This window comes from Varibaculum prostatecancerukia (genome assembly GCF_943169825.2).
GTDB classification, from domain to species: domain Bacteria; phylum Actinomycetota; class Actinomycetes; order Actinomycetales; family Actinomycetaceae; genus Varibaculum; species Varibaculum prostatecancerukia.
Genome location: NZ_OW968402.1, coordinates 1,422,119 through 1,435,398, shown reverse-complemented (window position 1 = coordinate 1,435,398; position 13,280 = coordinate 1,422,119). Strand labels below are relative to the sequence as shown.

The window sequence follows — 13,280 nt, the reverse complement described above, 5'->3', positions numbered from 1 at the left end:
CATATGGGAGGCGGCAATGAGCTTAAACAGCTTTGGCGCGGCGACACAGCTAAGTGTCGGCGATAAGAGCTATAAAATTTATGACCTAAAGGCGGTACCCGGCACTGAAAAGTTGCCCTACTCCTTGAAAATCTTGGCAGAGAACCTGCTACGTAACGAGGATGGGGAAAACATCACCAAGGAGCAGATCACGCAGATCGCGAATTGGGATCCCGATGCTGAGCCCAGCAAGGAAATCCAGTACAGCCCGGCGCGAGTCTTGATGCAAGACTTCACCGGCGTTCCCTGCATCGTTGACCTGGCGACTATGCGCGATGCGGTGGTGAATTTGGGCAAAAACCCGGACCTGATCAACCCGCAGGTACCAGCGGAAATGGTTATTGACCACTCGGTGCAGATCGACGTATTTGGCACCAAAGATGCTGTCGAAAAGAATATGGATATCGAGTACCAGCGCAACCAGGAACGCTACCAGTTCCTACGCTGGGGGCAGGGCGCCTTCGAAAACTTCCGGGTAGTCCCCCCGGGGACCGGCATTGTCCACCAGGTAAATATCGAATACCTGGCGCGGGTAGTTTTCGCCGATAAGGACGAGGACGGCGCGCTGGCTTACCCCGACACTTTGGTAGGAACCGACTCCCACACCACCATGGTTAACGGCCTAGGCGTCCTCGGCTGGGGCGTTGGCGGAATCGAGGCCGAAGCGGCCATGCTTGGCCAGCCGGTATCGATGTTGATTCCGCGGGTAGTGGGCTTCAAGCTCACCGGCGAAATCGCTCCCGGCGCTACCGCCACCGATGTGGTACTTACCATCACTCAGATGCTGCGCGACCACGGAGTAGTCGGCAAATTCGTAGAGTTCTATGGCGAGGGCGTGGGTGCAGTTCCTCTGGCCAACCGCGCCACTATCGGCAATATGTCGCCCGAGTTCGGCTCGACCGCCGCTATCTTCCCGATCGATGACGTCACCATTGACTACCTGCATCTGACCGGCCGCAGCGAAGACGCCTGCGCCCTCGTGCGGGAATACGCCAAGCGGCAAGGACTGTGGCATGATCCCTCTCACGAGGCACGTTACAGCGAATATCTGGAACTGGACCTGTCCACCGTAGTGCCCTCGATTGCTGGTCCGAAGCGTCCGCAAGACCGCATCGAGCTGGCAATGGCGAAAGATTCCTTCAAGAAGATCCTGCCCGACTATGTGGCCGGCGATAAGACCATTGATCCGAAACTGATGCGTCCTACCCGCCCCACTCAGGTGAAACTAGCTGGTGGAGAAGAGGTCGCGATGGATCACGGTGACGTGGTGATCGCCTCCATTACTTCCTGCACTAACACCTCGAACCCCTCGGTGATGATGGCGGCTGGTTTGCTCGCCAAGAACGCCGCCGAAAAGGGACTAAAACCCAAGCCGTGGGTGAAAACCTCGCTAGCTCCCGGCTCCCAAGTGGTGCGGGACTACTACGAAAAAGCTGGTTTGATGCCCTATCTGTCGCAGATGGGCTTCGATATTGTCGGTTACGGCTGCACCACCTGTATCGGTAACTCCGGCCCGCTGCCCGAAGAAGTACACAACACGGTAGAGGGCGCTGATCTCACGGTCGTATCCGTCCTATCTGGTAACCGTAACTTTGAGGGGCGGATTAACCCGGATGTAAAGATGAACTATCTAGCATCCCCGCCGCTGGTGATTTCCTATGCGCTGGCCGGTACTATGGATTTCGATTTCGAAACCGAGCCGCTAGGCAAAGATAGCCAAGGTAACGAAGTTTACCTGCGCGATATTTGGCCGGCTGCCGAAGAAGTAGAAAAAGTAATCGGCCAGGCTATCGATCGCGATATGTATCTGCATGATTACCAGAGCGTCTTTGAAGGTGACCACCGCTGGCAATCCCTGGAGGTTCCCGATTCACCCACCTTCGCGTGGGACGATGCCTCCACCTATGTGCGCCGGGCACCCTTCTTTGAAGGAATGCCGGAAACCCCGAACCCGGTGAAAGATATTTCCGGAGCCCGGGTGCTGCTGAAACTGGGAGATTCGGTAACTACCGACCATATTTCCCCGGCGGGTGCTTTCGCTGAAAAGACCCCGGCAGGTCAATATCTAAGCTCCCACGGAGTAGAACGGCGCAGCTTCAACTCCTATGGTTCGCGGCGCGGTAACCACGAAGTGATGATGCGCGGTACCTTCGCTAATATCCGCATCCGTAACCAGCTTCTCGACAATGTTGAGGGCGGTTTCACCAAGGACTTCACCAAAGCTGATGCCCCGGTGGTACCGGTTTACGATGCTTCGGTTTCCTACGCCCAGGCAGGCGTCCCACTGGTAGTGCTAGGCGGCAAGGAATATGGAACCGGATCCTCGCGTGACTGGGCTGCTAAAGGAACTTTGCTGCTGGGAGTAAAAGCGGTTATCGCTCGGTCTTTCGAACGTATTCACCGCTCCAACCTGATTGGTATGGGAATTCTCCCGCTGCAGTTCCCCGAAGGCGAAAGCGCCGATTCCCTAGGGCTCGACGGGACTGAAACCTTCGACATCAGCGGGATTACCCAGCTGAATGAGGGGGTAACTCCGCCGACCATGAAGGTGAAAGCGACTAAGACCGATGGCTCCACCGTAGAGTTCGACGCCACAGTGCGGATCGACACTCCCGGTGAAGCTCAGTACTACCGCAACGGTGGAATCCTGCAGTACGTGCTGCGCAACCTAGTTGCCTGATAACGCAATAAATGTAGTGCTCTGGGCACGGTAAAAGCGCTCGGGGGACCCCGGTGATTCTTGCTTCGCTCGAATCAAGCCCCCACTCGCATCTTTTACCGTGCCCAGAGTTATGCTAGTACTCCGTATCTCGCCGAAGAGCAGAATATTCAAGTCTTTAAATCAAGGTTGCGAGCACATTATCTGGAGCGGTAAAAGCGCTCGGGGAATCCGTTTAGCCTTACTTCGCTCGGCTAGGGGCAATATCTCACTGAGATAAATAGGTATGTTTCCGATCTTTCGGTTAGAGATTGCAACCGGTCTCTCGCATCTTTTGCCACCCCGGATTTTTGCTGTATACCGTTTTCGTAGAGTGTAGTAATAACACGTGACCGACTATAAGCACATGTAATAGGGGTTAGGTAAAGATAAAATTCAACGCAGAGTTGCAGAAGCCCGGTACCCGATTTGGAGGCTAGCGGATGCAGCCTGTCTCTCGTATGTTTTGCTACCCCGGATTGTCGTTGTGCGCTGTATATATGAGAGTTACTTCGTTAGCGGTGGCGATGTTTCCAGTGTTTGCGGATGCGCTTGCCCAGGGAATCTCCCAAGTCGCGTTGGCTGAGCGCCTGGGTTTGCTGGCGGTACAGCTTGACGATCAAGTCGCGTCCTCGCACATACCCCAAAACTTTTTGGGAGCGCCCCACCACCGGCAGGTTAGAAAGAGAAGATTCTGCCAGTTCTTTGAGTAGCTGACTGGGGCGATCGTTCGGGGAACAATAGGCTGAGGACAGGGAGACATCCGTTAAGGGCGCATCCTCGCCACGCTTTTCGATTTCTTCGCGCAACAGTAGGGCGCTCACTGAGCCTTGGAATGTTCCCGCAGAATCGACTACTGACAGCGAAGTTTCTCCCGAGGTTTCTAGGGTCTTTTCGGCCTCACCCAAAGTAATATCTGCACCTAACACTTGTGGTGGCTGATGCATTAAATCCGCCGCCGTACTGTGCCCGAGCAAAGTAGACGACACCGGGTCAGACAGCCGGTCGCCGCGGCGGTGCAGTTTTTGGGTGTAGATAGTCGAACGGGTCATAAACAGGGAAATTCCGGTGGCGATGGCCACTGCCAGCATCATCGGGAGAATCAGGGAATACTGCCTGGTCATTTCGATGATGATGAAAACCGCGGTTAGGGGAGCGCGGGAGGCTGCCGCGAAAGCTGCCCCCATCCCGATTACTCCATAAATAGCAGTTGAAGAGGCCGACCAGGGTTGCACTAGCTCTCCCACCGCCATACCCGCGCAGGCGCCCACAAATAATGTAGGTCCGAAGACTCCGCCGGCTCCCCCCATAGAAATAGTGAAAGCGGCACTCAGAGCGCGCCCTAGTAGCAGTGCCACCACCATCCCGAGCGGGAAATCACCCGAAAGTACCCGCAACTGCACGCTCTCCCCGGTACCGTAAAGCAAGGGACAACAGTAGAGAAAAATCCCCAACAACACTGAACCAGCAACAGGGCGAAACCAAGCTTTCCAGCGATAGACCAGGTCGATCCCATCCCAAACCAGGTAGATAAGTTTAGAAAATCCGATTCCCGCCAGGGTTGCTACCAAAGCCGCCACTGCCACTAGCAGGTAATCGCTCTGAGAAAACAAGTCAAGAGATTGGCTGAGGGGCACGCTGGCACGGTCAGGAAGAAACTGTTGGGAAACCAGGGAGGCAGATACCGAGGCAAACACGATGAAGACAAAGTCCTCGGCGCTGAGGGTACCGAGTATTACTTCGAGCGCGAAACAAGCGCCAGCCAGGGGAGCATTAAAGGTAGCGGCAATCCCGGCAGCAGCTCCGCAAGCACACAGGAACATCAGCCGTTGTTTACTTAATCCCAGGCGGGTTCCTACCCAAGAAGAAATCGCGGCACCAATCATCACAATCGGGCCTTCTCTGCCCGCATTTCCCCCTCCTCCCAAGGTCAGAGAAGCGGCAAAAAGTTTCACCAGGGCGTTGCGTCCAGGAATCCTCCCGCCTTTGCGGCGGACGGCGAACATTACTTCCGGGACAGCATGCCCGCGAGAACCGGGGGTGAAATATTCAACTACCGGCGCATAAAGCAAAGCTGAAATCACCGGAACTGCAATGATAAATGCTGGTGCTAAACCGAGGAATCCGTGGGGGGCACCTGCGTGGGCAGGGTAATCGGTGTAACCGGTGACCAGATAACTCCAGCTTTCGATTAGATAGTAAAAGCCCACTGAAACCAGACCAACTAGCGCCCCGATAGCGATGGAAAGTGCGGTCAGTCCCGCGCGCGAGCTCCCTAAGGAGCTGGCAAAACCTGACTGCTTATTACCCATGGCTTTAGTTTGACGCGCTGGGCGGCTCACGCGCAAGTAACTGCCGATAAATCCATCTTTGCTCTTATAGATCTAAAATGCGGCTAAACTGGCTGGGTGGCAAAAATACTCGATCGGATAAATAACCCGGCAGATTTGCAGAAGCTCTCCAGCTTGGAACTGGCGGATCTGGCCGGTGAGATCCGGTCATTCCTGGTAGAGAACGTGGCAAAAACCGGGGGGCATATGGGACCCAACCTGGGGGTAGTGGAACTAACTATCGCTCTCCACCGGATGTTTTCTTCCCCCAGTGACACCATTATTTTCGATACCGGACACCAAGCCTATGTCCACAAGATTTTGACGGGGCGTAAGGACTTTACTAATCTGCGCACGGCGCAAGGACTGTCGGGTTATCCTTCCCGCGCGGAATCAGTACATGACGTGGTGGAAAATTCTCATGCTTCTACTGCACTGTCCTGGGCGCAGGGAATCGCGGAAGCCAAAGCCTTAAAAGGTGACCACTCCTATACGGTGGCAGTGATCGGCGATGGCGCCATGACCGGCGGCATGACCTGGGAGGCACTAAATAATATCTCCGAGCGCCCCAACTTACGCCTGATTATTGTGGTCAACGATAACGGTCGCTCTTATGAACCCACAATCGGGGGTCTTGCTCATCACCTGGATGCGCTGCGTACCTCTCCCGCCTATGAACGAGCCTTGCGGTGGGGCAAACAGCAGCTGAAATCTCGCGGCAAACCAGGTGAACTCACCTATGAGGCGTTGCATGGGATAAAACGGGGAATGGCCGATATGGTCTCTCCCGAGCAAGTAATGTTCTCCGATCTGGGAATTAAATATACCGGCCCGGTAGATGGACATGACATTGTGGCTACCGAGTTCCAGCTCGCCCGAGCGAAAGAGTTTTCCGGCCCGATTATCGTGCATGCCATCACCGAGAAAGGACGTGGCTACACTCCGGCGGAAGAAAATGATGCCGACCATTTTCACACGGTGGGCCCGATCCATCCCGAGACTGGGTTGCCGGTAAAGAAAGAACGTTTTGGCTGGACAGCGGTGTTTGCGGAAGAAATCGTGCAACTGGCTAAGCGGAATCCCAAAATTGTAGGGATATCGGCGGCGATGATGGAGCCGGTAGGGTTAAAGCCGCTGCGAGCCCAATTCCCACACCGAGTTTTTGATGTAGGAATCGCCGAGCAACACGCGATGACTATGGCCGCCGGACTATCTTTTGCTGGCTGTCACCCGGTACTCGCCCTCTATGCCACCTTCCTAAATCGCGCCTTTGACCAGCTGTTAATGGATGCTGCCCTGCATAAACAGGGAATAACTGTGATTCTCGATCGCGCGGGTATTACCGGAGCTGATGGGGCTAGCCATAACGGAATGTGGGATTTGGCGATCGCGGCCATGACTCCCGGAATCAGAGTGGCCGCGCCTCGAGACGCAAGTACCTTACGTAAACTTCTAGGGCAGGCAGTTTCAATTGAGGACGGGCCGACCATAGTGCGCTACCCCAAGGGCAGCGTGCCCCCAGATATTAAGGCAGAAACAACCGTAGACGGCCTCGATGTTTTATTCCAAAGTTCAGGCCAGGGCAAAAACATTCTGGTGCTAGCAGTGGGAGCTATGGCAGGGCAGGCCATCGTGCTATCAAAGGAGCTCGCCGAGCGCGGTCACGCGGTTAGATGCGTGGATCCCGGTTGGGTTATCCCCATTTCTCCCGCGCTTATAACTCAGGTGGCTGCCGCTGATTTGGCAATCACTATCGAGGACGGGGAAGTAACCAACGGAGTAGGAGCGCTGCTACGCACCACCTGCGCCGGTGAAAACTGTTTCACCCCGATTAAATCTTTTGGGATTCCCCGTGCCTTCCTGCCCACGGATTCCCGTGATCACCTGCTGGAAAACTCGCATATGACGCCACAAACCATGCTAGATGAGTTGGCGTTACTGATTGACTAACTATTTTTCTAGATTAGCCAGCACTGCCGGAGCCATTCCTCGACAGAGTTAGTGAGAAAAGACGCGGCTTTTCAAAAAACTGGCTCTTACGGTCACAAAGACCTGCGAAATAGTGAGGATAGACAACCTTTTGCAGGCAGCTTTACCGCTACCTTTACGTCTAGAATAGAAGGCAGCAGACTAACAAAAAGATAAGGATCTAGAGTTGAGTAATTTTAATCAGCAAGGCGGCAGACGCGAACCCCAATGGCGCAAGCGGCGCTCTGAGTCGGGCAGCGGAGGTAACTCCTCTAATCAACGCGACTACTCTAGGTCTAGAGACGAGCGGCAAGGCGATCGGGATGGCTATCGTGGGCGTAGACAATCCGAAGGCGGATACCGCGACGGAGGATATCGCAAGAACAACCGTTCAGGTGGTAAATGGCAGGATCGGCGCGGAGACAATTCCCGCAATGATCACGGCGACCGCCGCGGAGGTAACTCCCGTTATGAACGTAATGATCGCCGTGGATCCTTCCGTGATGACCGGGGCTCCTACCGGGGGCAGCGTGAGGATAATCGCGGGGAACGGCGCGATGATCGGCGCGAATATCGTGACGATCGCCGGGAATACCGCGGGGGAGGGCAGCGCTCGGGGCGCTCATCCTTTGGTCGCAATGATCGCGGCGGGAATCGAGGTTTCGATCGGGGATATAACCGGGGCGGGCGCCGCTTTGACCGGGATAATCGCCGTGATGAACGCCGTGATGAACGCCGGGAGCGGGAAGCACAAGCACCCCGAGAGGGCAAGCATTCCTACGGGGTGCGCGATTCTAGGTATCGTGCAAAAGAATGGCGCCACGAGAATGAACCGCAGATTCCTGCGGGAGTAAAAGCATCTGACCTGGATCGAGAATCCCGGGCAGCTTTATCTTCGCTGGATCCCAATAACGCAGAAATAGTTGCTCGCCACCTGGTGATGGCAGGATCTTTACTGGATGTAGATGCGGAAGAAGCCTATTTGCATGCCAAAGCGGCAGTTAGCCGCGCGGGGCGGATCGCTGCGGCACGGGAAGCCTGCGCCCTCGCCGCCTACGGATGTGGAAAATATAGTGAAGCCTTACGGGAGGTGCGAGCTGCTCGTCGCTTAAGTGGCACCGACAGTTTGCGAGCCATCGAGGCTGACTGTGAACGCGGCCTCGGCAAGCCCGAAAAAGCCCTAGAGATTATCGCTGAGACGAACACCTCGGACTTTGAACTATTAGACCTGGTAGAGCTGGTGATAGTGCAGGCAGGAGCCCGTCATGACCTAGGTGAGTCAGATGCGGCATTGCTGCTACTTGATCAATTCTTAGAAAATCACCCCCTAGAAGATCCGGTGATGTTGGCGCGGATCCTTTCCTATAAGACTGATTTGTTGCGCGAACTGGGAAGGGATGAAGAGGCGGATAAAGTCGCAGAGGAAACCCCAGAGATTCCGGACACGGTGGCCATTGTGGATCTGGAAGAAGTTCTGGAAGCCGACAACCCCTATGTACCCTCTGACCTGCATGGAAGCCGCAAACCGCTAGTAGAGACTGCCGATGCGCTGCTAATCGATTTGGATGGCGTGTGCTATGCCGGCACCCGCGACATTCCCAATGCGGCTGCCGGTTTAGCGGCGGCGCGCCAAAGCGGAATCAAGTTCCAGTTCCTAACTAACAATGCTTCCCGCACTCCCGAGCAGGTTGCGGAAAAACTTAAAGGTCACGGGATCGAAGCTGATCCGGCTGAAGTCATGACTGCGGCGATGGACGCGGTAGAGATCCTTACTCAAAAGATTGAACCGGAATCTAAAGTGCTGGTGATTGGAACTCAGGCGCTAATCGATACAGTTGCACAGGCCGGATTTGAAGTAGTTAGCAAGGCCAGTGAGCAGCCGGTGGCCGTTATTCAAGGTTACGGGCCGGAAGTTGGCTGGAAGCAACTTTCCGAGGCTGCCTACGCCATTAGTGCCGGTGCCTTGTTTATGGCAACCAACCTGGATGCTACTTTGCCCACGGAAGATGGTTTTGCCCTGGGAAACGGTTCTCTGGTGGCTGCGGTAGAACATGCGACCGGGCAAAAGCCGTTCGCAGGTGGAAAACCTTTTGCCGGGATTTTCCGGAAAGCCGCAGCTCACGCGGGATCTACTAAACCTTTGGCAGTAGGAGATCGCCTGGATACTGATATTGCGGGGGCTGTGGCTGCCGATATGCTCAGCTTGCATGTCCTCACCGGGGTATCCGATGCCAAAGCGGTAGCTTTAGCCTATCCGGATCGGCGTCCCTCCTATTTGGGATTAGATCTTACTGACTTGCTGCGAGAACATCCCGGTCCGGTGCATCAGCCTACCGGCGCCTGGACCAGCGGAGAATCAGCCGGATTTATGGTGGCCGAAGATGGACGGGTCATGCGCGACGATGAACCGGTCGATAATGGCCAGGTCCTCAGCCTAGAAGACTACCGCGCCCTGGTGGCGGCAGTTTGGGATGCCCGGGATCGGGGCGTATTCGTGCACCTGCCGGATTTGGAGGTAGTACGCGAGGTGGAAGCCGTAGCGGAAGAAACTGCCAGCGAAACAGAACCTGCAGCGGAAACGAAAAGCGATGAAGCAGCGGACAGCGAAGATCAGCAACTAGAGCTGCTGCTTCCCGGTGAGGGTGACAGTGAAAATGCCGAATAAGGGTCAGGACTCCCCGGAAGACCTGGAACTAGCTGCGCGAAAATCCGATATCGATCAGCTAACTGCCAATTGGCCGCAGGGCGGGGACAGTATCTATCCGCAAGTTACTTTAAGCGATTTAGAGGCCGCAGCTACTAAGCTATCTGCCGCCCTAGATTCTCTGAATGCGCAGGTAGAAAGGAAATAGTTGTGGGGAGGCTGCGTCGGCTAGACCGCGAATTGGTGCGTAGGCATCTAGCAACTTCTCGCGCTCATGCGGCTCGGCTGATCACCTCCGGCCGGGTCAGTGTCGATGGCCAAGTAATGCCTAAACCTGCCTCCCAGATAGATCCCGCGCAAGCGGTGGTAGTAGCCGAAACCCCAGATGTGGAATACGCTTCCCGTGGCGGATATAAGCTGGCCGGCGCCCTCGATATTTTAGGGGAGGATGCACCCGTCATAAAGGGTAAACGCTGCCTGGATGCCGGAGCTTCTACCGGGGGTTTTACCGATGTTTTATTGCGGCGCGGTGCAGCCTCGGTAATGGCGGTAGATGTAGGGTACGGCCAGCTGCGTTGGAACTTGCAACAAGACCCGCGGGTGGAAGTTCATGATCGCACCAATATCCGCTACCTTGACCCCCAAGAAATCGGGGAACCGGCTCAGCTGGTAGTCGGGGATTTATCTTTTATCTCCCTAAAACTGGTTATTCCCGCCCTAGTGCGTGCCTCTACTGCTGACGCCGAATATTTGTTGATGGTCAAACCCCAGTTCGAGATTGGGCGCGAACATTTAGGCTCCGGGGGAGTGGTACGTGACCCGGAAGACCATTTCCACACGGTTATGGGAGTAATCGCGGCAGCTAAAGAAAACGGGTTAGGATTACAGAAAGTCGCGGCCTCACCGCTGCCTGGTCCGGCAGGTAATGTTGAGTACTTTGTTTACCTAGTTCGCGGGGCAAGGATGCCAGCAGAGGACGCGGTTGAGAAAATGCTAAGAGATGCAATCGCGGCCGGGCCAGCGGGGCAACAACAAAGTGATAAAACCAACCAAGCAGAGGGAGAAACTCATGGGTGAGCGGCGGGTAATGGTAATCCGGCACCTTTCACGCCCTGATTTAGATAAAACTGCTGATAATGTGGCACTTGAGCTGCGAAATCATGGGATAACCCCGGTAGATGAAAAATATCCCGGAGCGGTAGAAATCGTAATCGCTTTAGGTGGGGACGGAACCCTGCTAGGAGCCGCCCGCTATGCCCGCGCCCAAGCAGTACCGCTCATCGGAATCAACCTGGGACACACCGGCTTCTTAACCGAAGTGGAACCAGATAAAATCTCGGAAGTTATCAATCATATTGTGGCCGGTTCCTATACTGTGCAGTCCCGCATGACGGTGGATGTGACGGTTTCTTTGCCGGATGGCAGCGAGATAACCGATTGGGCGCTTAACGAGGCGGCTATTTTGTCCACTGACCGCGCCCATCCTTCCCACCTCGGCCTAGGGATCGATCAACGCGGCATCACCACCTATGGAGCCGATGGTTTGATTGTGGCCACCCCGACTGGGTCTACCGCCTATAACTTTTCTGCCGGCGGCCCAATCGTGTGGCCAGATGTAGAGGCGATAGTGGTTTCTCCCCTGGGAGCGCATGGTTTGTTTACCCGTCCGCTAGTGGTTTCCCCGGAATCCACGATGGAAATCTCGGTATTGCCTGATCAGCGTACCCCTATGGAGCTGTGGCTAGATGGTCTGCGCTGCCACGAAGTCCCGCCGGGATCTTCGATGCGAGCCACCAAAGGCAAATCACCGGTACTGCTAGCCCAAATTCTTGACACTCCTTTCTCTGGGCGCTTGGTTCACAAGTTCCAGTTGCCGGTTAAGGGTTGGCGTTCGCTAGGGTAAGTCATGATCGATCAGCTTTCCATCACTAACCTGGGGGTAATCCCGGAGGCTAGGCTGAATTTTTCGCCGGGATTAACCGTGCTTACGGGCGAAACCGGAGCGGGGAAAACCATGGTGCTTTCCTCAATCGGGCTACTTTTGGGACAAAAAGCTGATTCTTCTTTGGTGCGACACGGGGAAAAAGAACTGGCGGTAGAAGGCATTTTTATTTCCGAGCCTTCCTCAACCGCGGCCGCAGCCGTAATAGATGCAGGTGGGGTAGTCGAGGACGGCGAAATTATTTTGGCACGTACGGTTCCAGCCCAGGGGCGTTCACGTTGCCACGGCGGAGGGCGCACCATTCCCAGCGCCGTATTAGCCAAGATCGGAACCGAGTTAGTTACTGTGCATGGCCAGTCGGAACAGCTCAGTCTGCGCACTTCCGGACGGCAATTGGTCTTGTTGGACTCCTTTGGAGCTGCTTCCCATTTAGCGCTCGTCAAACAGTTCCGAGAAAAATATTTTGTTTGGCGCGATTTAGGGGCGCAGCTAGAGCAGTGGGAAAAGCAGACGCAAGCGCGGGAACAGGAAGTTTCCCGCCTTAGCGAAGGGGTAGCTTTGCTGGAAAAGTTGCAGCCCCAGGCAGGGGAGGAAGACCAGCTGCTGCGCAAAATTGAACGGCTGGGGAATGTAGAGGATTTACGAGAAGCTGCCCAACAGGCTCATAGCTATCTGTCCAGCGATTCCTTGGGGGATGGTAACGATGCGGCTTCTCTGGTAAGCGCGGCCGTCCAGGCCTTGGAAAAGGGATCGCAAAGCGATGAAGAGCTGGGGGAGCTGGCACAGGGGCTGAGGGATGCCTCCTCGATTATTTTGGATATTGCCGCCGAGACCGGAGCCTATTTGGCTAACTTGGAGGCTGACCCCGCAGAACTGGAACGCAGTCAGCGACGCCTGGCTGAACTTCGCCATGCCTATCGCTCCTACGCCGAAGATTTAGATAGCTGGCAGGCCTGGGGAGAGGGAGCTCGCGAGAAAATCGCGCTGCTTTCTGGTCCCCAAAACCAAGGTAAACAGCTCAAGGAACACCTAGAACAAGCCCGCGCAGAAATGGAAAGCTTGGGCAGGAAGCTCACTGATACCCGCCACGCCCTCGCCAAAGATTTAAAAAAGAAAGTTGTAGGAGAGCTTAGCGGGCTGCAAATGCCAGATGCCGGCTTTGAAATCCAGGTAGATACTTTGGATGAGCCCACCGTAAATGGCTATGACCAGGTAACTTTCGGGTTGCGTCAGAGTCAGGACGCGCCGATGCGTCCTTTGGCGCAGGGAGCGTCCGGGGGCGAGCTTTCTCGCATCATGTTAGCGCTAGAAGTCAGTTTAGCTACGCGTGATCTAGCTGAGGGCACCCATACTTTTATTTTTGACGAGGTAGACGCGGGAATCGGGGGGCAAACTGCTCTGGCAGTGGGGCAACGGCTGGCTCGATTAGCTAAGCATGCGCAAGTAATAGTGGTAACCCACTTGCCACAAGTGGCGGCGTGGGCAGATAAACAACTGGTAGTGTCAAAAAATAACGAGAACGCCCAGGTGAGAGAAGTCGCAGGTAGTGAGCGAGAACGCGAAATTGCGCGGATGCTAGCCGGGAAAGCTGATTCACAATCTGCCCTTGACCACGCTCGGGAGCTGATTAGTGCCTGCTGCGTGGGGTAATGTGGATTC

General features: G+C 55.2%; 8 protein-coding genes. 7 read left to right on the top strand and 1 reads right to left on the bottom strand.

The window, feature by feature from the left end:
- Positions 1-16: 16 nt before the first annotated feature.
- Entirely contained in the window at positions 17-2,719 is a 2,703-nt protein-coding gene (acnA, locus tag KO216_RS06255) for an aconitate hydratase AcnA (RefSeq protein ID WP_215523392.1), read from the top strand.
- Positions 2,720-3,252: 533 nt separating this feature from the next.
- On the opposite strand, the gene KO216_RS06250 is transcribed toward acnA, so the two are convergent.
- On the bottom strand, positions 3,253-5,049 hold the full coding sequence (locus KO216_RS06250; RefSeq protein WP_215523391.1) for a chloride channel protein: 1,797 nt from the start codon (positions 5,047-5,049) through the stop codon (positions 3,253-3,255).
- Positions 5,050-5,145: 96 nt separating this feature from the next.
- Here KO216_RS06250 and dxs point away from each other — a divergent pair, with 96 nt between their 5' ends.
- From dxs to recN, 6 genes are all read left to right on the top strand, one after another.
- Positions 5,146-7,017, top strand: coding sequence for a 1-deoxy-D-xylulose-5-phosphate synthase (gene dxs / locus KO216_RS06245; protein ID WP_215523390.1), 1,872 nt, complete (start codon positions 5,146-5,148; stop codon positions 7,015-7,017).
- Between the two features lie 205 nt (positions 7,018-7,222).
- The gene (locus KO216_RS06240; RefSeq protein WP_251451933.1) at positions 7,223-9,700 is read left to right on the top strand and encodes an HAD-IIA family hydrolase; all 2,478 of its coding nucleotides are present in this window, start codon (positions 7,223-7,225) and stop codon (positions 9,698-9,700) included.
- A complete protein-coding gene (locus tag KO216_RS06235; protein ID WP_215523389.1) occupies positions 9,690-9,887 on the top strand; it encodes a hypothetical protein in 198 nt (65 codons plus the stop codon). Before KO216_RS06240 ends, KO216_RS06235 begins: the two co-directional genes overlap by 11 nt.
- 2 nt (positions 9,888-9,889) lie before the next feature.
- Positions 9,890-10,756 carry a TlyA family RNA methyltransferase gene (locus tag KO216_RS06230; RefSeq protein WP_215523388.1) on the top strand — a complete coding sequence of 289 codons (867 nt, stop codon included), beginning with the start codon at positions 9,890-9,892 and terminating at the stop codon, positions 10,754-10,756.
- Entirely contained in the window at positions 10,749-11,582 is an 834-nt protein-coding gene (locus KO216_RS06225) for an NAD kinase (RefSeq protein WP_215523387.1), read from the top strand. Before KO216_RS06230 ends, KO216_RS06225 begins: the two co-directional genes overlap by 8 nt.
- A gap of 3 nt (positions 11,583-11,585) precedes the next feature.
- Entirely contained in the window at positions 11,586-13,271 is a 1,686-nt protein-coding gene (gene recN, locus KO216_RS06220; protein WP_215523386.1) for a DNA repair protein RecN, read from the top strand.
- Positions 13,272-13,280: the final 9 nt, after the last annotated feature.

Coding starts and splice junctions, on each gene's coding strand:
- acnA (WP_215523392.1), top strand. CDS start 17: ATGAGCTTAAACAGCTTTGGCGCGGCGACACAGCTAAGTGTCGGCGAT.
- KO216_RS06250 (WP_215523391.1), bottom strand. CDS start 5,049: ATGGGTAATAAGCAGTCAGGTTTTGCCAGCTCCTTAGGGAGCTCGCGC.
- KO216_RS06235 (WP_215523389.1), top strand. CDS start 9,690: ATGCCGAATAAGGGTCAGGACTCCCCGGAAGACCTGGAACTAGCTGCG.
- KO216_RS06225 (WP_215523387.1), top strand. CDS start 10,749: ATGGGTGAGCGGCGGGTAATGGTAATCCGGCACCTTTCACGCCCTGAT.
- recN (WP_215523386.1), top strand. CDS start 11,586: ATGATCGATCAGCTTTCCATCACTAACCTGGGGGTAATCCCGGAGGCT.